The sequence below is a fragment of the Flavobacterium aquidurense genome (assembly GCF_031458035.1).
Taxonomy (GTDB): Bacteria; Bacteroidota; Bacteroidia; order Flavobacteriales; family Flavobacteriaceae; genus Flavobacterium; species Flavobacterium aquidurense_C.
Map to the genome: position 1 here is coordinate 296,253 of NZ_JAVDXR010000001.1, position 22,812 is coordinate 319,064.

Sequence of the window (22,812 nt, forward strand, 5' to 3'; positions counted from 1 at the left end):
TTTTCCGAAATCATCAGTAAATAAAAAATATCGAAAATGTGTAATTACAAAACAATCAAGTTTCTTGTATAGTTTTGGTTCAAATGAAATTAGAATTCACACCATTTTCGACACAAGACAAGACCCAAATAAAATAAAGAAAGACATAAAATAAACATGAAAGGACCATTATTTTACTCAAAAATATTACTCTTTGGAGAATACGGAATCATCCGCGACTCTAAAGGACTTTCTATTCCTTATAATTTTTACAACGGTGCTTTGAAGAAAATCGAAGATCCTTCGGCAGAAGCAATAGCATCAAACGCAAGTTTAAAACGTTTTACATCTTACCTTGAAACTTTACAAACAGAACAACCTGAATTGGTTGCTTTTGATTTGGCAGCTTTAAAAAACGATGTTGAAACCGGAATGTATTTCGATTCTAGTATTCCGCAAGGTTACGGCGTTGGAAGCAGCGGTGCGTTGGTTGCTGCGATTTACGATAAATACGCTACTCACAAAATAACAGTTTTAGAGAATTTAACCCGTGAAAAACTGTTACAATTAAAAAATATATTTTCTCAAATGGAGAGTTTTTTCCACGGAAAAAGTTCTGGTTTAGATCCGCTAAACAGTTATTTGAGTATTCCGATTTTAATTAATTCTAAAGATAATATTGAAGCAACAGGAATTCCGACTCAGAGTTTTGACGGAAAAGGTGCTGTGTTTTTATTAGATTCAGGAATTGTAGGCGAAACGGCTCCAATGGTGAACATTTTCATGGAAAACCTGAAAGACAAAGGTTTCCGTACGATGCTTAAAAATCAATTTGTAAAATATACGGATGCCTGCGTAGAAAACTTTTTACACGGTGACATGAAATCCTTATTTACCAATACCAAAAAACTTTCTAAAGTGGTATTGAATAATTTCAAACCAATGATTCCCGAACAATTTCACGGAATCTGGCAAAACGGAATTGACACAAATGATTATTATTTAAAACTTTGTGGCTCTGGCGGCGGTGGTTATATCCTAGGTTTTACTGAAGATCTTGAACGTGCAAAAGCTTCTTTGAAAGATTATAAACTTGAAGTGGTTTATCAGTTCTAGAAATCAAATTCATTTCGAACGGTTTAATTTAAAATTATCCTTCTAAAAATTAATAAAGCCATTTTTAGGATGAATGATAAGCATTAATGAACTGTTAAATTAACTTTGATTGAACGGCGGCTTCGGCAAAAAATCTTAAATTACGTCAAAATCCCAAACTTAAATCAAAAAATGTTAAGCAGACAGCACAAACTTTTAGTAATGAAAATTGTTAGTTTGTTCTCTGTCGTAAGGGGTTACAACATTCCTATAATTGTTCTGGCGCAATATTTATCGGCTATTTTTATTTTGGCTCCAGAAAAAAGGGCTCTCGACATTTTACTTGATTTTAATTTATTTTTGATTGTTTTTGCTTCAGCGATTACGATTGCTTCAGGATATATCATCAATAATTTTTACGACAGTCAGAAAGACTTAATTAATCGACCAAACAAATCAATGCTGGACCGTTTGGTGAGTCAGAAAACGAAATTGACAGTTTATTTTACTTTGAATTTCCTTGCCGTTTTAATGGCACTGATTGTTTCCTGGCGTGCTTTCTTATTCTTTTCGGCTTATATTTTTCTGATATGGTTCTATTCGCATAAAGTCAAAAAACTTCCAATTGTCGGCAATCTAATGGCGGCTTTTATGGCGGTTATTCCATTTTTTGCAATACTGCTTTACTTCTATAATAAGATTTCGTTTGAAGACATTGAAGATCATATGAGTCATTTTATGGTTATTTCGGCACATGCGGTCTTCTTGTTTTTGTTACTGCTGATTCGGGAAATGATAAAGGATTTAGAAAACTTAAAAGGCGACTTGGCAAACAATTACAGAACGATCCCAATACTTTATAACGAAACGACTTCGAAGCAAATTATTACTGTTTTGACTATTTTGACAGTACTTCCGGTTTATGTTTTGATCAATATTTATGATGTTGGCTATATGGACATTTACTTCTATGTTTGTTTTGGCGTTTTACTTTTTTTTCTGATTTATTTATGGAGATCTAATTCGAAGGAACAATATTTACTGCTTCACAATGTTTTGAAATTCCTGATTGTGTCGGGCGTTTTTTGCATTGTTTTGATTAACCCGAGTGTTTTGTGGCACGGGAAGAATTTAATATCCCGATTCTAGGAAAGTTATTTCACAGAGATTCACGAAGATTTCGCGAAGATTCACAAAGCTCTTTTAAAAACTTTGCGAATCTCTGTGTGAACTCCGTGAATCTCTGTGAAATAACAACAATTCAAAATGACTAAAAAAGCCAATTACGACTCTTTAAAACTCCAAAAAATGAAAGCTATTAATCTAAGAACAATGAACTTAAGATTATTTAGCAAGAATAAACTATCTTTGCACAAATTACAGAATTTATGAACAATAAGGAAGGCAATAATAAAAGAGGCGGTTCGAGACCAAACAGCTCGAGATCAAACTCTAGCAAGCCAAAACCTCCTATGGCGAAGCGTGCGCAAGGGCCAAAAAAAGTGAAACCAGCTGTGAAAGCTGCTGAAGAAGAAAAAGCGGAAAAAATTAAAAAACAGAATCAGGCTCCGAAGAGACAAAAAGCTGCAGACGAAATTCGTCTGAACAAATACATCTCTAATTCAGGTGTTTGCTCGCGTCGTGATGCCGATATATACATCCAGTCTGGAAACGTTAAAGTAAATGGCGTGCCGGTTACTGAAATGGGTTATTTAGTAAAATTAAACGATGTTGTGAATTTTGATGGTGTTACTTTAACTCCTGAAAAGAAAGAATACATCTTACTGAACAAACCTAAAAACTTTACAACAGCACTTGACGAAGGTCAGGAATATCGTAATGTTCTGGAACTTGTTCGCGGTTCTACCACGGCAAAAATTGCTCCGATTGGAAGAATGGACAAAAATACAACTGGTTTGTTGTTGTTTACAAACGACACTGATATGATTCGTAAATTTACTTTACCGAGTCAGAAATCGTCTAAAATTTACCAGGTTTCATTAGATAAAAACTTAAAATTTGAGGATTTAGAAAAAATCAGCAAAGGTTTAGTTCTTGACGGACACCGTGTGTTTGTTGAAGAAGTAAGTTATATTGATAATGAACCTAAGAGCGAAGTTGGCCTTAAATTACGTTCATCTAATGTAAAAGTGGTTCGTGCTATTTTCGAAAACTTTGACTATGATGTTTTACGTATAGATCGTGTTTCTTTTGCTGGTTTGACCAAAAAGAATTTACCTAGAGGTAACTGGCGTTTCTTGACAGATCAAGAAATCATTAATTTGAAAAACGTTTAATAAACGACTCAAATTCAAGAATATAAATCCTGTTTTACTTTGGTAAGATGGGATTTTTTATTTTAGAAACTGAAAAAATTGTGTCCAAAAAGTGTGAAAATTGATCTTCCCATGGATTGGTTTTTGTCTTCGACAACTTCGTAACAGGTAAAACCTAAGATAATTTTAATTCCGGGCTGGATACTGTTTAAAATCTCTCTTTTTTGCTCTTCCAGCAATAATTTTAAACTGTCTAATAATTGCAAATTATTTTTAAGATACGAAACTACCAGAAGTGCTGAGAAGTTAAGAATTTCCCTTGCTGTTTCGCTTTTGATTCCGACTTCATTTGAAATCATTTCTGAAATTCTTCCTTTTTTCTCTGTAAAAATTTCTTTCAATAATGCATTTCCTTCTAAACGGTAACAATCATCCACTGATAAAATTCGGCCAGAAGCAAAATCAACTTCCTGATAAAAAGTAGAATCTTCTTCAATTAATTTTATTAGTTCTTTATAAAAACCCGACTCCTCGGCCCTGTTATACAAACCCATTAAAATTGTTCCAATCGAAACATCGATTCCTTTGATTAAAAGTGCATCATTTTCAAAATAAAACTTGTTTAACTTTGAAACAACATTAGAAGAAATAAAACGTCTAAGTTCAATTTGTAGGTTAGGAGTCATAGTTAATTTATTTAAAATTATTTAAATTAATTCAAAATAATCGATAAAAGGGGCGTTTTTATCGTTTATCAGGATAAAAATATAAAATATTTTAACATTTCCAAAGATTAAGTTAAAAATTTAATAAAGGCATTAAACAGTTTTAAAACTAAAAATTGTTGAGTCCCAACAAACATAACCCTTTCGTAATCAAACCAGCTGAAAAAAAAATTTATGAAAAATTAAGGATCCATTCCAAAACTTATTATTATAAGAAAAAACTTAAATGCATGTTATACAATTAAAATAATATTGTTCGATATTCCCATGTGAGATGTAGAAAAATACCTAGAAAAATAATACAAAAAACAAAATTTATAAAACTAGATGCAAGAAAACCCAGCAAAGAACCGGTCGCAGCTTTCAAGGCTCTTTTATGATTTTTTGAATCGTAAATTAACTCGCCTACGAAGGCTCCAACAAAAGGCCCGATAATTACACCAAACGGAATTGGAGCTAAAATTCCGACCACTAAACCAATATTTGTTCCCCAGACACCGTACGAACTTCCGCCAAATTTTTTAGTCCCTTTTGCAGGAATTACATAATCGAGAATTGTGATTATTATGGTTATCAAAAGTGTAATACCCAACATCCAATAATTATTTTCGACCGCCTTTGTCAAGTACAAAAGCAACAAACCAAGCCAACAACTTGACAAGCCTGGCAAAACAGGCAAAAAGCTACCAAAAACACCAACAATCATGCAGATAAAACCAAGAAGTAAGAGTAGTAAATCCATATATTTTTTTGTAAATTTGTAGTCCACTCCGTCAGAAAAATTAGACAATGCATAGACTCTTAAAATTATTTTTTATTTGTTTCTTGATCCTTTTGATCAATCCTAATTCATACGCACAAGTTAAAAAACTCTCTGTCGACGATCAATTGCTTCAGGACAGTATTTATAAAAGTAATAAGAAAAAAGTTTTAAATTTCTCTATGAAGGATTTTGATGCCCTTTTCTTTGAATTTTTTGAGCGTAAAAATGATCCGAATATTATGATGACTAAAACCGAGTTTTTTAATTATACCGTTCAGATTGCCACTTTTTCAGATCGGTTAGCGCATTTATATCCTGAACAAAAAGAAGTTGCAGCTCAAAATAAAGAACAATGGCTTTCTGAAAGCTATGAAGATTATTTGCAATACAAAGCTTCCCAAAAAAAATAATTGTATTTTTATATCATAATAAGTTCAAAATCAACATCAAAAAATTGAAGCAGTTTTCCCTTTTTTTAGTTTTTATAATTTTCAATTCTTGTCAATATTTTGACAAGCAGGTTCCTTCTGAAAAAGAGTTACTACAAAAAGAATTAAAAGCAATCAACTGGAAAGAAGTTGACGAATATCCATCTGTAGTTGATTGCGAAAAAATTGCCGACAAAAAACAGCGTCAACAATGTTTTTTTCAGGTTATGGCACAGCTTATTCAGGAAAAACTGGATGTTGATACACTTTCCATATTGTATCCTGAATTGGATACTATTGCAGTAAAAGTGACTGTTTTTCCTAATGCGACAATGAAATTCGAACCGCAATTCCCTAAGGATTCTGTGGCTTATGATACCATTAAAATCGACAGCATTTTACACGCGCGTCTTGTCGATTTTCCAAAAGTAAATCCTGCGATTAAAAGAGGAATTCCCGTAAAAACGCAATTTATTCTGCCTGTAATTATTAAGGAAAAAGTAAAAGAATAATTTTTTTCTACCATATAAGTGATGTAAGTCAATTATGTAGTTTTGGAATTTTTAAGGAGCTATTCCCGCTATCCGTTTCAATCTTTTGTATCCGCTGTCGCGGCAACAAAAGGATTTTCACTACTATCGGGGCTAGGGCACTCATTTTCATAAGAAAGTTTTACAGTTTTGTTTGTCATCCGGAGGGACGAGGGATATCAAGTTTGTGCTCTTATTCTATTGGAATTTGGAATTTATTTTTTGGAATTTATTTTTCAAACCTTCTCCCCTTCCACTCATAACTCCCAACCAAACTGTACAAAGCCACAGCCGAACTAAAAAAAGGGTAAAACAAACTGCTCAAAAACAGGCTTTTTATCTTAGTTCTTGTCAAAAATTGATTGGTTTTGTAAAGTAAAACAAAATCAATTAAGAATTTTAAAAAGGCAAACAAAACAAAAATTGGATATGACCAAATTCCGAAAAGGAAAAAGAAAAAGCCAATTACAAAACTTAAATTTCCGAAGAAAACAATCATACCTAAATATTTGCCGAAACTGCTTTCGTACGAACTTGTTTTGGCGGCCCAACGCACTCTCTGATAAAATAAGTCTTTCCAGTTTTCAGTAGGTTTGGTTATTACAATTGCTTCTTCAGCTTTTAAATAATGAACTTCTTTTGGGAATCTTTCAACGGCTTTTTGCAGTAAAAAAACATCATCGCCGCTGGCAATTATATTGTTTCCTTCAAATCCATTTAGTTTTTCGAACAATGATTTTGTGTACGCAAAATTTGCCCCGTTGCACATAAAAGCACGATCGAGTCCAAAACTTCCAATGGTCGCGCCTTGCAGACTTGTTAAATCCAACTGCTGAAAATGATGCAAAAATGAATTCTTACACGCATACGAAACCGCTCCGGCCAGCATCGAAACCTGATTTTCCTGAATATAATTATCGAACGTTAAAAGCCAATTTTCTGGTACAATACAATCGGCATCTGTTGTAATAACCCAATTGGTTTTTACATGCTGCATTGCTGTTGTAATGGCGTCTTTTTTAGGTGAATTTGAAACCCGAAGATTATCAACAATCCTTATTTGGAATTTGGAATTTAAAATTTGAAATTTTTCTAAAGAGCTATCATCTACTAAAATAACTTCAAATAAATCCGTCGGATAATTTAGTTTTGAAATGCTATTTAAAAGATTCGGAAGATTCTCTGCTTCATTACGAAACGGAACAATAATGGTAAAACTCGTTTGTGGCTTTAAATCTTTCTTTTGATACTTTTTTATTCGGCTAAAGCCAAAAATCAGCAAGCCAATGCTAATTAAATAAATTTTTAATATGACGAATAAAGCCAAACTCATTCGGCAGCTTTTGTTTTAAAATTCAGCACATAATAACTTCCCCAAACTACTGGTAAAACTACATTTAAAAACCACATTAAGGTAGTTACAAAAACGACAATCCATTCGTTTACATGCAGTATTCCGAAGAAATAAACTGCTACACTTCCTTTTACTGCAAAGTCTAAAAACTGAAAAGTCGGTAATGAAGAGGCTAAAAAGTAAACAACCGCAATCGTTGAAATCAAAGTCAAATAAGGCAACTGAACATCAAAAGCCAAAAACAAAAAGTAATATTGATGCGAGAAAACCAAATATCTTAAAATGCCTAAAAGAATATTTTTACGATGAATCGTCTTCGGAATTTCGTTGATTTTCTGGATCAACTTTTCAATTGAATATCCTTTGATTTTTATGTTTTTTAAGAAGAAAGAAAAAAGAATCAGGAAAAAAGATAGTGCGATTATTGCCAGAACCCATTTCCAATATCCTAGAAATAATAGACCGATTGTTCCGAAAATCACTGTCAAGATCATTTGGATTCCGTTGCAGATTAAATTCAGGAAAACCACTCTTTTTGCTTCTGATTTTTGAAAATACAATGCTTTTCCGGCGTACTCTCCTACTCCATTTGGCGTAAAAATTCCGGCTGTAAGTGCTGCCAAAACCTGTTTTGTGGCTTCTCCCAAAGAAATTTCATGAATGACTTTGGCCAGATTCTGCCATTTTAAAATCTCAAAATAGCGATTCAAAACACTCAAAAGCAATATAAATCCAATTCCTAAAATGGATTGATTTTTTCGGAACAATACTATGAACTTTTGCCAATCGAGTTTATCGTTATTCGCCAGTTGATTGTAAATAAAATAAAATGCACCGCCTACAATCAAAAGTTTGATCAGAAGAACTAGGAATTGCTTAGCTTTGTGTGGAATTGAAATCATGCCGCAAAAGTAATCAAAACTATTGCGAAAAAGCTATTTCACAAAGATTCTCAAAGAAGCCACAAAGACACACAAAGAGATTAAAAATAAACTCAGTGAAGCTCTGCGCTGACTTTGTGAAACTCTGTGTAACCAAAATAAAAATGACAAAAGAACGTATCATATTAGGTATCGACCCGGGAACTACAATTATGGGTTTTGGACTGATTAAAGTCATCAACAAAAAAATGGAGTTTTTGCAGTTAAACGAACTGCAATTGTCCAAATATGACAATCATTACCAAAAACTAAAAATCATTTTCGAACGTACCATTGAATTAATCGAAACGCATCATCCTGACGAAATTGCAATTGAAGCTCCTTTCTTCGGAAAGAACGTTCAATCGATGCTAAAGCTAGGTCGCGCACAAGGCGTTGCCATGGCAGCGGGACTTTCGAGAGATATTCCAATTACTGAATACGAACCTAAAAAGATAAAAATGGCGATTACCGGAAACGGAAACGCCAGTAAAGAACAAGTTGCCAAAATGCTCCAACAACTTTTAGGCTTAAAAGAATTGCCTAAGAACCTGGATTCAACAGATGGTTTGGCAGCGGCAGTTTGTCATTTCTTTAATTCCGGAAAAATCGTAGCCGGTAAAAGTTATTCGGGTTGGGATGCTTTTGTAAAACAAAATGAAGACAAAATCCGCAAATGAGAAAATCCGCAAATGAGAAAATGTGCCAATTAGAAAATTAGATAATTCTTGTATTGTACATATTTTAATTTTCTAATTTGTTAATACCTTTTTTGGCTAACGTTCTCATTATCTAATTATCACATTATCTAATTATCTAATTATCTAATTAATGTCCGGTATCTACATCCACATTCCTTTTTGCAAGCAGGCTTGTCATTATTGTGACTTTCATTTCTCGACTTCGATGAAGAAGAAAGAGGAGATGGTTTTGGCTTTGGCCAAAGAAATTGGCATGCGTAAAAATGAGTTCGAAAATGATGTTGTAGAAACCATTTATTTCGGCGGGGGAACTCCTTCTGTTTTGGCAAATGAAGAAATAAACTTTTTAATTTCTGAAGTTTATAAAAACTATAAAGTCTCAGAAAATCCGGAGATTACATTGGAAGCCAATCCGGATGATTTGTCTTCAGAACGAATTTTGGAATTGTCTAAAAGTCCGATAAACCGTTTAAGCATTGGGATTCAGTCTTTTTATGAAGACGATTTGAAAATGATGAACCGTGCTCATAATTCGGCGGAAGCCAAAAAATGTTTAGAACAAGCTACCAAATACTTTGATAATATTTCACTCGACTTGATTTACGGAATTCCGGGATTAACTGATGAAATGTGGAAACAAAATATTGAAACGGCTTTGAGTTTTGGTATTCCGCATATTTCAAGTTACGCTTTAACGGTCGAACCGAAAACAGCTTTAAGAAAACTAATTGATACCGGAAAAATTGCTGAACCACAGGATGAAGTAGCTTCAAACCACTTTATGATTTTGGTCGACACCCTTCAAAAAAATGGTTTTATTCATTATGAATTATCAAATTTCGGGAAAGAGAATTATTTCTCCAGAAACAATTCGGCGTATTGGCTTGGGAAGAAATATATCGGAATTGGTCCTTCGGCACATAGTTATGACGGCGAAAAAAGAGGCTGGAATATTGCTAATAATTCGCTTTATTTAAAATCGATTCAGGAAAATATTTTACCGATTGAAACTGAGGTTCTTTCAAAATCGGATCGTTATAATGAATATATTATGACTGGATTGCGGACGATTTGGGGTGTTTCATTAGAAATAATTGAAAAGGAATTTGGCTTGGAATACTTAAATTATCTGCAAAAACAAAGTCAGAAATTCCTAAACGATGATTTACTTTCAATTGAAAATGACATTTTAAAACCAACTGCAAAAGGAAAATTTCTGACAGATGGAATTGCAAGTGATCTGTTTTACTTAAATTTGGAATGAGACTTAACCGCAAGGTTCGCTAAGGGTTTACGCAAAGTTCGCGAAATCTAATTTACCATAGGAATAATCTTATTTTTTTGTATTTTAATTGTATTTTTACTAATCTTAAAATATATAAAAATTATTTATGTCAGAGAATGAACTATCCCGAATTGCTTTTGATTGTGCTTTAAAAGTTCATCAAACTTTAGGACCGGGTCTTTTAGAAAGTGCTTATGAAGAATGCCTCTTTTATGAGTTAAAGAAGACAGGCTTAACAGTTGAAAAACAAAAACCATTACCCTTAATTTACAATGAAATAAAACTAGAAATTGGTTACCGACTAGATATCATAATCGAAAATAAATTAATTTTGGAAATAAAATCAGTTGATGCTTTAAATGAAATTCATTTTGCGCAACTATTGACTTATTTAAAATTAACAGATTGCAAGTTAGGTTTACTACTTAATTTTAATGTTATTTTGATAAAAAACGGAATTAAAAGAGTTGTAAACAAACTATAGATTTTAAATTAAAAAACAAAAAAATAAGCCTTGCGAACCTTGCGTAAACCCTTAGCGACCCTTGCGGTTAAATAATCATGCTAGCAAAAATCAACAACTTCGAAATCGACTTATCAAAACCCATTGATATTTCAATTCCTTTAACCAATACAGACGAAAACCCGATTGCGTGGTATATTGAAAAACCAGCCATAGAACCCGTAGTTTTTGGAGATTGGATTGGAAAAGTTTCGGAAGGGAAATCGTCAACGAATTTCAATAATATTTTCTTTAATCCGCATGGGCACGGGACGCACACGGAATGTCTAGGACATATAACGAATGATTTTTACAGTATAAATCAAGCTTTAAAACAATTTTTCTTTTTTGCCAAATTGATTACGGTTGAACCTGAAAAGATTGGTGAAGATTTCGTTATTACGAAAGATCAAATTTCGACTGCGATCAATATAACAAGTGCTTCTACTTCGCTCAGCATGAAAAACCAAGCTTTAATTATCAGAACACTTCCAAACCAAAAAGAGAAAAAATCGAGGAAATATTCTAATACAAATCCGCCCTATTTATCTGAAGAAGCAGCGACTTTCATCCGCGAAAGCGAAATTCAGCATCTACTGATTGATTTACCAAGTGTCGATAAAGAGCATGACGAAGGCAAATTATTGGCTCATAAAGCGTTTTGGAATGTAAAAAATACGCATCAATTAAATGCTGATGCACGACTCAACGCTACAATAACCGAAATGATTTTTGTTTCTGATGAAATTGAAGATGGAGATTATGTACTAAACTTACAAATTGCTTCTTTCGAAAATGATGCAAGTCCAAGTAAGCCAGTTTTATATAAAATTATTGGCAATTAATCCGTAGTTTTATAATTATCAATGATTAAGAATCTTATATTGAGACCTTTAAAGAGACAAATCCCAAGCCGAAAAAATCATAATGTTATTGGATTATGTATTTTCGTGATGATTTTTTTTCTCAGTTTTACACCTTTATACAGCCAAAAAGAAAATCAAAAAGATACTGCCAATTTTATCTATTATCCAGATAAAATAATGATCCGGGCAAATTTGAGTTCGCAAACTGACAATTACTTATTGAACAGTAAAAATGGCGCAAATCTCGATTTGGAAACCAATAGTAGTTACAAATTATTTTTAAGTATCGATTATAAATTTATTGGTTTCAGTTATGGTTTTTACCCAAAATTTTTTGGAACGAACAAAGACGAAGATTTAAAAGGCAAATCTTCTTTTTCAGATTATAATTTTCGTTTCTTTTTAGGACGCTGGTTTCAAACGGTCAATTATAGTAAGACAAAAGGATATTATGTCGCCAATATGAAAGATTTTGCACCGGATTGGGTTGAAGGAAAAGATCCTTATCTTCAATTTCCCGATTTCAGGACTTTGCAATTAGGAATGTCGACCTCATATCTTTTCAATCCTAAATTCTCACTTAAAAGTATTACCTCTTTTATGGAATGGCAAAAAAAGAGTGCCGGAAGTTTTATTCCTTCGTTGATTTACAATTACAATACAATCAAGTCGAAAGCAACTGATTATGATGGCAAACAAAAAGAATTTGACCTTAAACTCGCTGCGGGATATTACTATAATTTTATTATCCACAAAAACTTTTATGTGGCTCCCAATTTATCTCCATCCATTGGAGTGAAATTTATGAAAGATAAAAGTAGAGATGCCGGAGTTGAAACGATAGAGAAAGACACCTATTTTACAAGAAATCTGGATGGCGGACTTAAGATGGGATATAATTCGGACCGAGTACTTTTTGGTGCCAGCCTAAATTTCAGCGTTAGCTCTTATAATGAGGACAAAGACAATATTATTAGTAATGATAAAGTTTATGGTTTGTTGTATTTTGGTTACCGTTTTAAAGCACCCGGTTTTATTGCAAAACCCGTAGAAAAAATTGACGAGAAAATTAAAATGTAGTAAAAATAATTGCTAAGGTTCTGAGATCCTAAGAAGCTAAGTTTCCTTAGTACCTCAGAACCTTAGTACCTCAGAACCTATTCAAAAAAAATGAATCAAATTACCGTTTCTACTGATAAAAACAAACTCGACGTTCCGTTTATTCAGGACTTTTTAAAAGATATTTATTGGGCAGCCGGCCGAACTATCGAAGAAGTACAAACTACAATTGATGCTTCAGTTTGTTTTGGAATTTACTTAAACGACAAACAAATTGGTTTCGCGCGCGTTATTACAGATTATGTCGTATTTGGGTATGTAATGGATGTTTTTATTTCTGAAGAACACCGTGGAAAAGGATATTCGTCTATTTTGATTGAAAAGATGGTGAATGAACCGCTTTTGAAAAACATTCAAATTTGGAGATTAGCCACAACCGATGCTCATTTCTTATATGAAAAATTCGGTTTTAAACCTTTGGAACATCCCGAGAAAATGATGGAGAAGAAAATTTAACAACACAAATTTCACTAATTTACACGAAGTTTTTGCTTCCACATTAGTGAAAATCTGTGCTATTCGTGTTTAATTTTATATTTTAAAAATGAATCTAGAAACGTATTACGAATATTGTCTTTCGAAAAAAGGTGTCAGCGAACATTTTCCTTTTGATGAAGATACTTTAGTTTTTAAAGTAGGTGGAAAAATGTTTGCTTTATCTTCCTTGTCGCAATGGGAAAAGAATGAACCTTCTGTCAATTTAAAATGCGATCCCGAACGCGCGCAGGAGCTCCGAGCCGAATATGATGAAATAAAACCGGGCTTTCATATGAGCAAAGTGCATTGGAATACTATTGCGCTGAATGGCACTTTGTCGACCGCTTTTATAAAAGAACTTATCGATCATTCGTATGAATTGGTTTTCAAAAGTTTGACAAAGAAAATTCAGAATGAAATTATCGCCCCGAGGTAATTTTTTACCGAACAGGCGGAGCAATTAGAAAATTAGGCATTACATTTGTAACGTTAGTCAAAAAACTTAGCAAATCAGTTATTTAGCAACTTATCAAAAAACATGAAAGAACAATTTAAAAAATTTCTGAACGAAGAACAAGATCCAAAAGCGATTGAAAAAATCACATCAAAACTCAATGATTTATTGATGAAAGGTGAAGAAGTTGGATATATTGCAGTTCAAAAAAAACCTGCAATTACTGTTTTTCCTGATAGTATTGTATTGACAAATAAAAGAATTATCATCTGTAAACCTAAAAATTTAGGACTTTCAATGGACTTTACAGATTATACCTGGGATGAAATTGTAGGTACTTTTGTAAAAGAAAACATCTTAGGATCTGAGTTTTCTTTTTCTACAAAAACTGACATTCAGGCTTCGATAGATTATATTCCAAAAATTCAGGCAAGAAAGATTTTTACTTACGCCAAAGAACAATTGGATATCTTGAAAAACCCGGTTACAGCTGCAACACCTATTCAGGAAATTGTTGAACCAGAATACGAAGAGGAAGAAGAAGCAGTTGAAGAAGTTGAAACTGAGGAAGTGATGAATTATGCTGAAATTATGCCGGCAACAACACCTTCTTACACGGAGACTTTTGAGCCAATTCAACCAACACAACCTTCAACGGGAGAACGTAAATTAAGCGAATTATCGAAAGAGGAACTTTTTGATAAATTACAGAATTATAAAAAATTATTAGACAACGGATTGATCCTTCAGGGAGAATATGATTCGTATAAAAAAGAGATATTAAATTATATGTAAGTCTTAAAGTCAAAAGTCGAAAGTCTTAAAGTTTTTGACTTTGACTGAAATAAAAAAGCCAGAATAGAATTTTCTATTTCTGGCTTTCTTTTTTATATAAAGCAAACGACTTTATGACTTTTGGCTTTCAAACTTTCGACTAAAGAGTCGCTTTCTGTTTTTCTACAAAATTATTTGATTGCAATTCTAATAATTCTGTTGCATTTTTACGCTGCAGATCGTATAAACTTTTATCCTCGGCAATATCAGCATAAACTCGGTCGTGCATTTGAGCGCTGGTTTTCTTAAGCAATTCACGCTGGTATTTGTTTTGTTCCAAAGTCGCTTTCATTGCTGTTTCAGCTTCTTCCTGCTTGAAGTCGAATTCACCTTTTGGAGCCAATAATTTTGCAATAATTGGAGATGTTTCGATTGCCAAAAACAACAGCATAATGAAAAAAGAAGGCATCCACGGTAATTTGTTCAAGGCATTAATTCTGGCCATTAAACCATCAAAGCCTTCAATAATAGGCTGTGTTTGCGAAACTTTTTTATCTAAGTCAGCTTGCAGTTGTTTGCCTGTTTTTTCTTTTTCTGCGATTTTAGCTTCGTTCGTTGCTTTCAAAACTTCAAATTCTTTTAAAGTCGCATCGTGTTTTTCACGTTTCTCTTTATAAACGGGTCCTTTTCCAAGTTTTTTAGTTCCGGAAGTTCCTTCTGCTTCTGTGATATAGGTTGAATATAAAGCATTTAATTCTTTCTCTTTCGCTACAATATCATTTTTCAAACCAGCAATCTCAGCTTTATTTTTATCTAAATCCGATTTGAAATAATTGCCGACTTGTTTTTTATTGGCCAATTCCATTTCGTTTTTTTCCTTCAATAAAACGGTATTGATTTCTTTTTCGAAAATTTTGATTTCCAAAGGTTTCGAGATTACGATTGCAATAATAATCGCCAACGCAATACGCGGAGTGGCTTGCAGAAATTCATCAAAAAAACGATCTCTTTTTTTGATTGTCGAAACTATAAATCGGTCCAGATTGAAGATCAATAAACTCCAGACAAATCCAAAAATTAAGGCAGGATAAATAGAGTCAAAAACAGTAAAAAGCGCATAAGCACTGGCTAGGAAAGCCATAACTGCTGTAAAAAAAACGGTGGCTCCAATACCAACATATTTGGTTTGTTCGCCTTCTGAACAGCCTTCGAGAAGATCTCTGTCGGCGCCAGAACATAGGATGAAAAATTGTTTTAACATGATTGATGATTTTTGATTGTGATTGATAAGGCAAATTTAACGCCAAAAATTTAATTCTGAGATAAATAGTTGATTTGTTTTTAGTTGGCTCTATTTTTTTCACTATTCTGTTATCTCCAAAATATTTAAAAACAAAAAAGCTGTTCATATGAACAGCTTTTTTAGTTTGAATTATTAATTTCCCTTATTCTGTAATCGGTGCACCAGCCAAGATTTCGGCATTGGCAAACTCTTCAAATTTGGCGAAATTAGCTTTAAATTTTGCAGCTAATTCAATTGCTTTTTTATCGTATAACTCAGGGTTTTCCCAAGTATTTCTAGGATTTAAAATTTCACTTGGAACATTTGGACAGCTTTCAGGCTGTGCAATTCCAAATACTGCATGATTTTTAAATACTACGTTATCTAATTCACCATTTAAGGCAGCAGTAATCATGGCACGCGTATATTTTAATTTCATACGGCTTCCTGTTCCGTAAGCTCCGCCTGTCCAACCTGTGTTGATCAACCAAACTTTTACGCCTGCATCTTTCATTTTTTTAGTTAGCATTTCGGCATAACGTGTTGGGTGCAAAGGCATGAATGGTGCTCCAAAACAAGCTGAAAAGTTAGGTTGTGGCTCTGTTACACCCGCTTCAGTTCCGGCAACCTTTGCAGTATATCCTGAAATAAAGTGGTAAGCAGCCTGACCTGGTGTCAATTTTGAGATTGGAGGCAAAATTCCAAAAGAATCTGCCGTTAAGAAAAATATATTTTTTGGATTGTGTCCAATAGAACCCGGCTGAATATTATCAATGTGTGTTATTGGGTAACTTACACGCGTATTTTGAGTGATTGAAACATCATCATAATCTACTTCGTTCGTTCCGGCTTTGAAAACCACATTTTCTAAAAGCGCTCCTTTTTTGATCGCTCTAAAAATGTCCGGCTCATTTTCTTCTGATAAGTTGATTACTTTAGCATAACAACCTCCTTCAAAGTTAAATACCGTATTTTCAGCAGTCCATCCGTGCTCGTCATCTCCAATTAATTTACGTGCAGGATCGGCAGATAACGTTGTTTTTCCTGTTCCTGATAATCCGAAGAAAATTGCAGTGTCTCCAGCTTCACCAACGTTTGCACTACAGTGCATTGGTAATGTATTTTCAAAAACTGGTAAAATGAAATTTAAAGCCGAAAAAATTCCTTTTTTCATTTCTCCAGTATAACCAGTTCCGCCAATAAGTGCTATTTTTTTAGTAAAATCTAAAATAGCAAAATTAGACTGACGTGTTCCGTCTACAGCAGGATCTGCCATAAAACTTGGAGCACAAATTACTGTCCATTCCGGAGTAAAATTTGCTAGTTCAGACTCTTCCGGTCTTAAAAACATATTGTAACAAAACAAATTAGACCAGGCCGTTTCAGTCACTACACGAACATTTAATCTGTAATTAGCATCTGCACAAACATAAGAGTCACGTACAAATACTTCTTTATTAGATAAAAACTGTGTTACTTTATTATATAATTTCTCGAAAGCTTCTGATGAAAACGGAATGTTTACATTTCCCCACCAAACTTTATCTTCTGTAATACTATCTTTTACAATAAAACGATCTTGCGGAGAACGCCCGGTGAACTCACCTGTATTGATCGCCAATGCTCCTGTAGAGTTTTCGACACCTTGTCCTGATTGCACTGTAATTGCATGCAGTTCGTCTGCAGATAATTGATAGTGAACTTTGGCATTTTCAATTCCTAATTCTTTTAACGAAATCGATTGCGAGAAAAGTGTGTTAGTGTCCATAAATTTGTCGTTGTGTATGTTATTTTTTTAGTGCACAAACATATTTTTACTTTGGCTTTTAAGCGATTAACTTAAAAAAACGAATTGTTATATTTTTTACCGATACAGATAAAAAGTAATAAAAATTCACAGAAGTAAAGTTTTATGTTATTTATGAGACAAAATTAAAGATTAATTTTTAGATAGAATTTTTTATTCGGTATTTTATGATTTTTGCTTCAAAATACTTACAAATAATGCCAACCAAGCAAGAATTAATAAAAACCCGCCTACTGGAGTTGCGAATACGATAATTTTAGAGTCAAATACCGTAATGTTTTTTGTAGCTAATAAATAGATAGAACCGCTAAATAAAATTACTCCTGCAAGAACCAAATTGTAAATAGTTTTTAATGTTTTTTGAGCTAGCTCTTTTCTTGTCGAAAGAAAAAACAAAAAGAAAGCATGATACATTTGGTAACGAACACCAGTTTCAAAAGTAACCAATTGCTCTACTGACAACCATTTTTTAAGTAGATGAGCTCCAAAAGCACCCAAAATAATAGCCAACATTCCAATAAAAGCACCAGTCAGGATAATTTGTCTTTTCATATTTTCTACAGCTTTACAATTTTTAGCAAAAATACTTTAATACAATTTAAAAAGCATTTTACTTTTAAAATATATTTTAAATATCCCAGAATCATTGCTTAATTTCTTAAAATTGAAAAGAAATGAATTTTTTCGAATATTTTAATTGTTACATTTATAACATTTTAATATATTTGTGTTATATATTTAAAACATGAGAAGCATTTTAATCATCGGAGCCGGAAGATCAGCTTCTTCATTGATACGTTATTTACTATCAAAATCAGAGAGCGAAAACCTACATCTTATTGTAGCTGACTTATCATTGGCTTTAGCCGAAAAAAAGACAGAAAAGCACCCGAATGCAACTCCTATTGCTTTAAATATATTTGATACAAAAGAAAGGAAAGCAGCAATAGAAAAATCTTCTATCGTTATTTCGATGCTGCCTGCTCATTTGCATATTGAAATTGCAAAAGACTGTCTTGAATTTAAAAAACATCTTGTTACGGCTTCCTATATAAGTGATGCCATGCAGGCACTAAACGAGGAGGCAATAAAAAATAATTTGATTTTCATGAACGAGATTGGTCTTGACCCCGGAATAGACCATATGAGTGCCATGAAAGTTATTGATGAAATTAGATCAAAAGGTGGTAATATGTTACTTTTTGAATCTTTCTGTGGTGGTTTGGTAGCGCCGGAATGCGACAACAATTTGTGGAATTACAAATTTACCTGGGCACCAAGAAATGTAGTATTGGCGGGTCAGGGTGGCGCGGCAAAATTTATTCAGGAAGGCACTTACAAATACATTCCGTACGGAACTTTGTTTCGCAGAACGGAATTCCTGGAAGTTGAGGGCTATGGTAAATTTGAAGCCTACTCCAACCGTGATTCGCTTAAATATCGCTCAATTTATGGTTTAGATGATATTCTGACTTTATATCGGGGAACCATCAGAAGAGTTGGTTTCTCTAAAGCGTGGAATATGTTTGTGCAATTGGGAATGACGGATGATAGTTACATCATGGAATATTCTGAAAACATGAGTTACCGTCAGTTTACAAACTCCTTTTTGCCGTATCATCCAACGGATTCTGTCGAAATTAAAACCCGCCTGATTTTAAAAATTGATCAGGATGATATTATGTGGGATAAACTTTTGGAATTGGATTTGTTTAACCCAAACAAAAAAGTGAATTTGCCAAATGCTACTCCTGCGCAAATTTTAGAAAAAATACTTTCTGATAGCTGGACACTTGAACCTGCTGATAAAGATATGATTGTGATGTACCACAAATTCGGTTATGAATTGAACGGCGAGAAAAAACAAATCGACTCAAAAATGGTTTGTATTGGCGACGATCAAACGTATACTGCAATGGCAAAAACAGTCGGACTTCCGGTTGCAATCGCTACCTTATTGATTTTGAACGGAAAAATTACAACCCCGGGTGTTCAGCTTCCGATTAGAAAGGAAGTTTATGTGCCAATTTTAGATGAATTAGAAGCGTATGGCGTCGTTTTTAACGAACAAACCATGCCTTATTTTGGATATAATCCGGACTTATTTTAGTTCTGATCTTTACTTTAATTTTTTAGAATTTTTTTTGTTTTTATTTTATCCGCTTCCCTTAAAAGAAGCGGATTTTTTATTTTTGAAGGGACAAAGGTTCGGAGCGACAAAGGAGCAAAGGTTTTAGTGAGGAGTTTAATTCCTTCTTAACCTTTGCAACTTGCACCTATGTTTCTTTATTTTTCAGCTTGAATAGTAATTGGCAGACTGTACATAACGCGTACTGGTTTTCCCTTGTCAGATGCCGGAATCCATTTTGGAGAAAGTTTCAAAACACGAACTGCTTCTTCCCCTGCACCATATCCTAATTTATCTCTTAAAATAGTTATTTCGCTTAGCGAACCATCTTTCTCAATCATAAATTGAAGGTAAACTTTACCATTTGTTTTGTTTTCTGAAAGCTCTTTCGGTACTCTATAATTTTGTCCAACAAGCTTATAAAACTCCACAATTCCGCCCGGAAACTCAGGTTTAACATCAACATCAGTAGTCATCAGAAAATCTTTAGAATTATTTTCTATTTTTGAAACTTCCTGTGCAACGGCATCAGTGCTAAAAATAAAAAGCATTAAAACACTAACAATCCCTACAGTAAAAACTTTCAGGATAATTTTAATCGGAGATTTTTCTTTGCTCATCATAAGAAAACGTTTTTTTGTTATTAAATAATTGATGTTACTCGCCAGAGCAATGTTTGTTTTGTGGTAAGCAATATCAAGCAGCAGGCTCTGATAAGTTGAAACCGATTCAAATTGTTCGTTTACAGCCTGATCTGCCAGGAATTCATGATTGAGTTTAATGGCTTTTTTAAATAAAATTATTAGGGGATTAAACCAGAATATAATCTGTAAAATCTCTATAAAAAGTATATCCAGAGAATGTTTTTGTTTTATATGAGCTTGTTCATGTACAATTAATTCCGACGGGATTTTACCATTTTCGAATTCTTTGGCATTGATAAAAATGGCATTCCAAAACGAATGAGGCAAGATGGATTCTTTAACCAAAACAATTTTTTGGTCATTTATGATCTCTGTTTTATTGTTTTTGATTTTTTTATAGAAAGAATACAAATTCCTGAAAAAACGAATGATCAAAATCAATACAATGGCACCGTAGACAATTCCTGGAACATACATTAAAATTTGATTGTAGTCAATTTTGCCCAAAACCTCCCGGTTAGTTTTAATGATCATTCCATCCATCTGGATAACATTAATTCCTGCCGAAAAAAATGGTTTTATTGAAAACAATCGCAATGGAATTATCAAACTAAAAATTATACTTCCAAGAAGATAAATGCGGTTAAAACGAAACAACCTTTCGTTTTCTAAAAGTAATTTATATACTGCAAAGAATATTAAAAGCAGTACTCCGGATTTTAAAAGATACGTTATCATTTTTTCTTCTTTTTAATTTCTGAATCGATTATTTTTTTGAGCTCTTCTAATTCCGATGCCGATAAATTGGTTTCAGTTGTAAAGAAAGAAGCAAATTGAGATGCTGAATTATTAAAAAAGTTACTTATTAATCCGTTGACGTGTTTGGAGAAATAAGCCGTTTTTTTAACCAACGGATAATATTCACGCGAATTCCCAAATTCATTGTAAGCAACAAATTTCTTGTCGATCATTCTTTTCAAAAGCGTTGCTACTGTTGTGGTTGCAGGCTTTGGTTCCGGATATGCTTCGAGCAAATCTTTCATGAAAGCTTTTTCAAGTTTCCAAAGATGCTCCATTAACTGTTCTTCTGAGTTTGATAGTTGCATATTTTTATTTTTTTAGGTTCTATCCCGAAGCCTCGGGACTGAGATGCTAAGGTGCTAAGTTTTTTTTTAATTATTTTTCCTTTTTTTGATTGCTAACTTTTTCCAATTCTGGTAGTTCTTTTTTGTAGGCTTCGACGTCCCAAACGATATCAAATTTTTTCGCATATTCGGCGATTGGTCCTAATCCTACTTCAGCTCGTCTTTTATCTACATTGTCAGGATCTTCAAGAGGCGAAACAAATGATTTTTTTGTTATTGAATTTGTCGCAATCTGGCTTCCGTATATTTGCTTGTGTCCTTCTCTTAAAGCGACTCTGTCTTCCATTAAGGCCAATGAACCTGCGTTTGCATTTCCTTTTTTCACTGCTTCTCTCATCATTGGCAAATACTTTTGCTGCGATTTTAAATCGGCATGCTGAATGACTAAAAATAAGGTTTGATTTGCCTGTGATCCTACAACATCTTTTCCAACCCAACCGCGTTCATCAAGTATTTTAGAAACTTTGATAAGATTTAAACTATCTCTGTGCATCATGATTTTCCCAATACTATCAACAGCTTTGCTTCCAGTACCTTTCTCTTTGTAAATTTTCATAAAATCAAAACGAATACTCTGATCATCAGCATAAATTGCCAATAGCTCTTTTTGCAGAGGCTTATCATAATTTGCCTCTAAAACTTCTAATTTCTTTTGAAATTTAGTAATTAATTTCTCCCATTCTTTTTTATCATGCAAAAATTCTAAATCTTTATCAATTTGCAAATGTGTTATATTTTCGTAACCATTATCAATCGCCAGATTTAACCAGTTAAAGGCTTTTTTATCTTCTTTAAACAACGCTGCAGAACATGACGCATTATATAAATCCGTTGTGTTTTTTTGTTCTATTTTGAAAGCTTTGTCATAATAACCAACAGACAATTTATATTCTTTTGCACGATAACACGAATCGGCCTTTTGAACAAAATCCTTGTAGGTTTGAGCTTGCACTAACCCAATATTTAATGAGATAAGAATGATAACGAATAGTTTTTTCATAGATTTAATGTTATGTTGCTATTTTATTTTTTGTACCGAGATTAATTCGCCGTTGTTGTATTTTTTAATCTCTGTTAATTTTCCGTTATCTGAATAAAATTTCCAATCACCGAAGTAAAACCAGTGTGTTTCTTTTGAATTAGTTTCCATTTTAGTTTTCCCTGTTGATTGTACTTTTCCGTTTTCATAATAATATTTAACCGTAGAGATTCCGTTTTTGTATTTCTCCGTTTTGTAGATTTTTCCATTAATGTAGGATTTCCACTTTTTTACGGGTTCATCGTGTTTGTAATATTCGAACGATTTGTATGGTGTGCTGTCTTGTTTATAATTGTCAATCCATACACCCTCTTTTTTGTGATCGATCTTCTGATTGATGGGTTTGCTTTTACAACCTGAAAGCAGAATTCCGCAAAATAATAAAACAAATATTGTACGCATATTTTTGGTTTTATCTCTACACTTATAGATGTTGTTCTACAAATGTAGAGATTAATTTTTAATGTGCAAGTGTTTTTTGAAAAAAGGTTCTGAGGGGCTAAGTTGCTAAGGGTCTGA

The 22,812-nt window shown here is 33.2% G+C and carries 25 protein-coding genes; 14 read left to right on the forward strand and 11 right to left on the reverse strand.

Going from position 1 to position 22,812, the window contains the following annotated elements; translation table 11 throughout:
• Positions 1-156: 156 nt before the first annotated feature.
• The 3 genes from J2X17_RS01195 (at position 157) to J2X17_RS01205 (ending at position 3,371) form a co-directional block, all read left to right on the forward strand.
• Positions 157-1,095: a mevalonate kinase family protein gene (locus J2X17_RS01195; protein WP_310293909.1), complete on the forward strand. Its 939-nt coding sequence runs from the start codon at positions 157-159 to the stop codon at positions 1,093-1,095.
• A gap of 171 nt (positions 1,096-1,266) precedes the next feature.
• Entirely contained in the window at positions 1,267-2,223 is a 957-nt protein-coding gene (locus J2X17_RS01200) for a geranylgeranylglycerol-phosphate geranylgeranyltransferase (protein WP_310293911.1), read from the forward strand.
• Between the two features lie 239 nt (positions 2,224-2,462).
• Complete coding sequence (locus J2X17_RS01205) at positions 2,463-3,371, forward strand: pseudouridine synthase (RefSeq protein ID WP_310293913.1); 909 nt, start codon at positions 2,463-2,465, stop codon at positions 3,369-3,371.
• Between the two features lie 62 nt (positions 3,372-3,433).
• On the opposite strand, the gene J2X17_RS01210 is transcribed toward J2X17_RS01205, so the two are convergent.
• Together J2X17_RS01210 and J2X17_RS01215 are read right to left on the reverse strand one after the other, a co-directional pair.
• Positions 3,434-4,036 (reverse strand): DUF937 domain-containing protein, encoded by a 603-nt coding sequence (locus J2X17_RS01210; RefSeq protein WP_310293915.1) that lies wholly within the window; start codon positions 4,034-4,036, stop codon positions 3,434-3,436.
• A gap of 280 nt (positions 4,037-4,316) precedes the next feature.
• Positions 4,317-4,817 carry a DUF456 domain-containing protein gene (locus J2X17_RS01215; RefSeq protein ID WP_310293916.1) on the reverse strand — a complete coding sequence of 167 codons (501 nt, stop codon included), beginning with the start codon at positions 4,815-4,817 and terminating at the stop codon, positions 4,317-4,319.
• A gap of 47 nt (positions 4,818-4,864) precedes the next feature.
• Here J2X17_RS01215 and J2X17_RS01220 point away from each other — a divergent pair, with 47 nt between their 5' ends.
• Positions 4,865-5,248, forward strand: a complete 384-nt coding sequence (locus J2X17_RS01220; RefSeq protein WP_310293918.1) for a hypothetical protein — start codon at positions 4,865-4,867, stop codon at positions 5,246-5,248.
• A 44-nt stretch (positions 5,249-5,292) separates the two neighbouring features.
• The gene (locus J2X17_RS01225; protein WP_310293920.1) at positions 5,293-5,778 is read left to right on the forward strand and encodes a hypothetical protein; all 486 of its coding nucleotides are present in this window, start codon (positions 5,293-5,295) and stop codon (positions 5,776-5,778) included.
• A 247-nt stretch (positions 5,779-6,025) separates the two neighbouring features.
• Here the strand turns inward: J2X17_RS01225 and J2X17_RS01230 are convergent, their stop codons facing one another.
• Together J2X17_RS01230 and J2X17_RS01235 are read right to left on the reverse strand one after the other, a co-directional pair.
• Positions 6,026-7,129: a glycosyltransferase family 2 protein gene (locus J2X17_RS01230; protein ID WP_310293922.1), complete on the reverse strand. Its 1,104-nt coding sequence runs from the start codon at positions 7,127-7,129 to the stop codon at positions 6,026-6,028.
• Positions 7,126-8,052 (reverse strand): hypothetical protein, encoded by a 927-nt coding sequence (locus tag J2X17_RS01235; RefSeq protein ID WP_310293924.1) that lies wholly within the window; start codon positions 8,050-8,052, stop codon positions 7,126-7,128. The genes J2X17_RS01230 and J2X17_RS01235 overlap by 4 nt, the downstream gene beginning before the upstream one ends.
• 143 nt (positions 8,053-8,195) lie before the next feature.
• Between J2X17_RS01235 and ruvC the strand changes: the two genes are divergently transcribed.
• The 8 genes from ruvC (at position 8,196) to J2X17_RS01275 (ending at position 14,269) form a co-directional block, all read left to right on the forward strand.
• Positions 8,196-8,750: a crossover junction endodeoxyribonuclease RuvC gene (gene ruvC, locus J2X17_RS01240; RefSeq protein ID WP_035686340.1), complete on the forward strand. Its 555-nt coding sequence runs from the start codon at positions 8,196-8,198 to the stop codon at positions 8,748-8,750.
• A gap of 151 nt (positions 8,751-8,901) precedes the next feature.
• The gene (gene hemW, locus J2X17_RS01245; RefSeq protein ID WP_310293927.1) at positions 8,902-10,035 is read left to right on the forward strand and encodes a radical SAM family heme chaperone HemW; all 1,134 of its coding nucleotides are present in this window, start codon (positions 8,902-8,904) and stop codon (positions 10,033-10,035) included.
• 127 nt (positions 10,036-10,162) lie between these two features.
• Complete coding sequence (locus tag J2X17_RS01250; protein ID WP_310293929.1) at positions 10,163-10,540, forward strand: GxxExxY protein; 378 nt, start codon at positions 10,163-10,165, stop codon at positions 10,538-10,540.
• Positions 10,541-10,617: 77 nt separating this feature from the next.
• Entirely contained in the window at positions 10,618-11,403 is a 786-nt protein-coding gene (locus tag J2X17_RS01255) for a cyclase family protein (RefSeq protein WP_310293931.1), read from the forward strand.
• A gap of 108 nt (positions 11,404-11,511) precedes the next feature.
• Entirely contained in the window at positions 11,512-12,504 is a 993-nt protein-coding gene (locus J2X17_RS01260) for a DUF4421 family protein (RefSeq protein WP_310294679.1), read from the forward strand.
• 90 nt (positions 12,505-12,594) lie between these two features.
• Positions 12,595-12,999 carry a GNAT family N-acetyltransferase gene (locus J2X17_RS01265; protein ID WP_310293932.1) on the forward strand — a complete coding sequence of 135 codons (405 nt, stop codon included), beginning with the start codon at positions 12,595-12,597 and terminating at the stop codon, positions 12,997-12,999.
• 88 nt (positions 13,000-13,087) lie between these two features.
• The gene (locus J2X17_RS01270) at positions 13,088-13,456 is read left to right on the forward strand and encodes an MmcQ/YjbR family DNA-binding protein (protein WP_310293935.1); all 369 of its coding nucleotides are present in this window, start codon (positions 13,088-13,090) and stop codon (positions 13,454-13,456) included.
• Between the two features lie 102 nt (positions 13,457-13,558).
• On the forward strand, positions 13,559-14,269 hold the full coding sequence (locus tag J2X17_RS01275) for a PH domain-containing protein (RefSeq protein ID WP_310293937.1): 711 nt from the start codon (positions 13,559-13,561) through the stop codon (positions 14,267-14,269).
• Positions 14,270-14,408: 139 nt separating this feature from the next.
• On the opposite strand, the gene J2X17_RS01280 is transcribed toward J2X17_RS01275, so the two are convergent.
• The 3 genes from J2X17_RS01280 to J2X17_RS01290 form a co-directional block, all read right to left on the reverse strand.
• A complete protein-coding gene (locus J2X17_RS01280) occupies positions 14,409-15,509 on the reverse strand; it encodes a DUF4407 domain-containing protein (protein WP_310293940.1) in 1,101 nt (366 codons plus the stop codon).
• A gap of 184 nt (positions 15,510-15,693) precedes the next feature.
• The gene (gene pckA, locus J2X17_RS01285) at positions 15,694-17,298 is read right to left on the reverse strand and encodes a phosphoenolpyruvate carboxykinase (ATP) (RefSeq protein WP_310293942.1); all 1,605 of its coding nucleotides are present in this window, start codon (positions 17,296-17,298) and stop codon (positions 15,694-15,696) included.
• Positions 17,299-17,502: 204 nt separating this feature from the next.
• Positions 17,503-17,889 (reverse strand): DUF423 domain-containing protein, encoded by a 387-nt coding sequence (locus J2X17_RS01290; RefSeq protein WP_310293944.1) that lies wholly within the window; start codon positions 17,887-17,889, stop codon positions 17,503-17,505.
• Positions 17,890-18,082: 193 nt separating this feature from the next.
• Between J2X17_RS01290 and J2X17_RS01295 the strand changes: the two genes are divergently transcribed.
• A complete protein-coding gene (locus J2X17_RS01295) occupies positions 18,083-19,447 on the forward strand; it encodes a saccharopine dehydrogenase family protein (protein ID WP_310293945.1) in 1,365 nt (454 codons plus the stop codon).
• 176 nt (positions 19,448-19,623) lie between these two features.
• Here the strand turns inward: J2X17_RS01295 and J2X17_RS01300 are convergent, their stop codons facing one another.
• The 4 genes from J2X17_RS01300 to J2X17_RS01315 all read right to left on the reverse strand — a co-directional run bounded on the left by J2X17_RS01300 (position 19,624) and on the right by J2X17_RS01315 (position 22,695).
• Entirely contained in the window at positions 19,624-20,847 is a 1,224-nt protein-coding gene (locus J2X17_RS01300; RefSeq protein ID WP_310293947.1) for a M56 family metallopeptidase, read from the reverse strand.
• Positions 20,844-21,215, reverse strand: a complete 372-nt coding sequence (locus tag J2X17_RS01305) for a BlaI/MecI/CopY family transcriptional regulator (protein WP_310293949.1) — start codon at positions 21,213-21,215, stop codon at positions 20,844-20,846. The genes J2X17_RS01300 and J2X17_RS01305 overlap by 4 nt, the downstream gene beginning before the upstream one ends.
• A 70-nt stretch (positions 21,216-21,285) precedes the next feature.
• Positions 21,286-22,254 (reverse strand): DUF6624 domain-containing protein, encoded by a 969-nt coding sequence (locus J2X17_RS01310; protein ID WP_310293951.1) that lies wholly within the window; start codon positions 22,252-22,254, stop codon positions 21,286-21,288.
• Between the two features lie 18 nt (positions 22,255-22,272).
• On the reverse strand, positions 22,273-22,695 hold the full coding sequence (locus J2X17_RS01315; protein WP_310293953.1) for a toxin-antitoxin system YwqK family antitoxin: 423 nt from the start codon (positions 22,693-22,695) through the stop codon (positions 22,273-22,275).
• Positions 22,696-22,812 lie beyond the last annotated feature (117 nt).

Coding starts and splice junctions, on each gene's coding strand:
- J2X17_RS01215 (WP_310293916.1), bottom strand. CDS start 4,817: ATGGATTTACTACTCTTACTTCTTGGTTTTATCTGCATGATTGTTGGT.
- J2X17_RS01235 (WP_310293924.1), bottom strand. CDS start 8,052: ATGATTTCAATTCCACACAAAGCTAAGCAATTCCTAGTTCTTCTGATC.
- hemW (WP_310293927.1), top strand. CDS start 8,902: ATGTCCGGTATCTACATCCACATTCCTTTTTGCAAGCAGGCTTGTCAT.
- J2X17_RS01205 (WP_310293913.1), top strand. CDS start 2,463: ATGAACAATAAGGAAGGCAATAATAAAAGAGGCGGTTCGAGACCAAAC.
- J2X17_RS01230 (WP_310293922.1), bottom strand. CDS start 7,129: ATGAGTTTGGCTTTATTCGTCATATTAAAAATTTATTTAATTAGCATT.
- ruvC (WP_035686340.1), top strand. CDS start 8,196: ATGACAAAAGAACGTATCATATTAGGTATCGACCCGGGAACTACAATT.
- J2X17_RS01200 (WP_310293911.1), top strand. CDS start 1,267: ATGTTAAGCAGACAGCACAAACTTTTAGTAATGAAAATTGTTAGTTTG.
- J2X17_RS01305 (WP_310293949.1), bottom strand. CDS start 21,215: ATGCAACTATCAAACTCAGAAGAACAGTTAATGGAGCATCTTTGGAAA.
- J2X17_RS01255 (WP_310293931.1), top strand. CDS start 10,618: ATGCTAGCAAAAATCAACAACTTCGAAATCGACTTATCAAAACCCATT.
- J2X17_RS01280 (WP_310293940.1), bottom strand. CDS start 15,509: ATGTTAAAACAATTTTTCATCCTATGTTCTGGCGCCGACAGAGATCTT.
- J2X17_RS01250 (WP_310293929.1), top strand. CDS start 10,163: ATGTCAGAGAATGAACTATCCCGAATTGCTTTTGATTGTGCTTTAAAA.
- J2X17_RS01210 (WP_310293915.1), bottom strand. CDS start 4,036: ATGACTCCTAACCTACAAATTGAACTTAGACGTTTTATTTCTTCTAAT.
- J2X17_RS01295 (WP_310293945.1), top strand. CDS start 18,083: ATGAGAAGCATTTTAATCATCGGAGCCGGAAGATCAGCTTCTTCATTG.
- J2X17_RS01195 (WP_310293909.1), top strand. CDS start 157: ATGAAAGGACCATTATTTTACTCAAAAATATTACTCTTTGGAGAATAC.
- J2X17_RS01220 (WP_310293918.1), top strand. CDS start 4,865: ATGCATAGACTCTTAAAATTATTTTTTATTTGTTTCTTGATCCTTTTG.
- pckA (WP_310293942.1), bottom strand. CDS start 17,298: ATGGACACTAACACACTTTTCTCGCAATCGATTTCGTTAAAAGAATTA.
- J2X17_RS01270 (WP_310293935.1), top strand. CDS start 13,088: ATGAATCTAGAAACGTATTACGAATATTGTCTTTCGAAAAAAGGTGTC.
- J2X17_RS01260 (WP_310294679.1), top strand. CDS start 11,512: ATGATTTTTTTTCTCAGTTTTACACCTTTATACAGCCAAAAAGAAAAT.
- J2X17_RS01300 (WP_310293947.1), bottom strand. CDS start 20,847: ATGATAACGTATCTTTTAAAATCCGGAGTACTGCTTTTAATATTCTTT.
- J2X17_RS01265 (WP_310293932.1), top strand. CDS start 12,595: ATGAATCAAATTACCGTTTCTACTGATAAAAACAAACTCGACGTTCCG.
- J2X17_RS01275 (WP_310293937.1), top strand. CDS start 13,559: ATGAAAGAACAATTTAAAAAATTTCTGAACGAAGAACAAGATCCAAAA.
- J2X17_RS01290 (WP_310293944.1), bottom strand. CDS start 17,889: ATGAAAAGACAAATTATCCTGACTGGTGCTTTTATTGGAATGTTGGCT.
- J2X17_RS01310 (WP_310293951.1), bottom strand. CDS start 22,254: ATGAAAAAACTATTCGTTATCATTCTTATCTCATTAAATATTGGGTTA.
- J2X17_RS01315 (WP_310293953.1), bottom strand. CDS start 22,695: ATGCGTACAATATTTGTTTTATTATTTTGCGGAATTCTGCTTTCAGGT.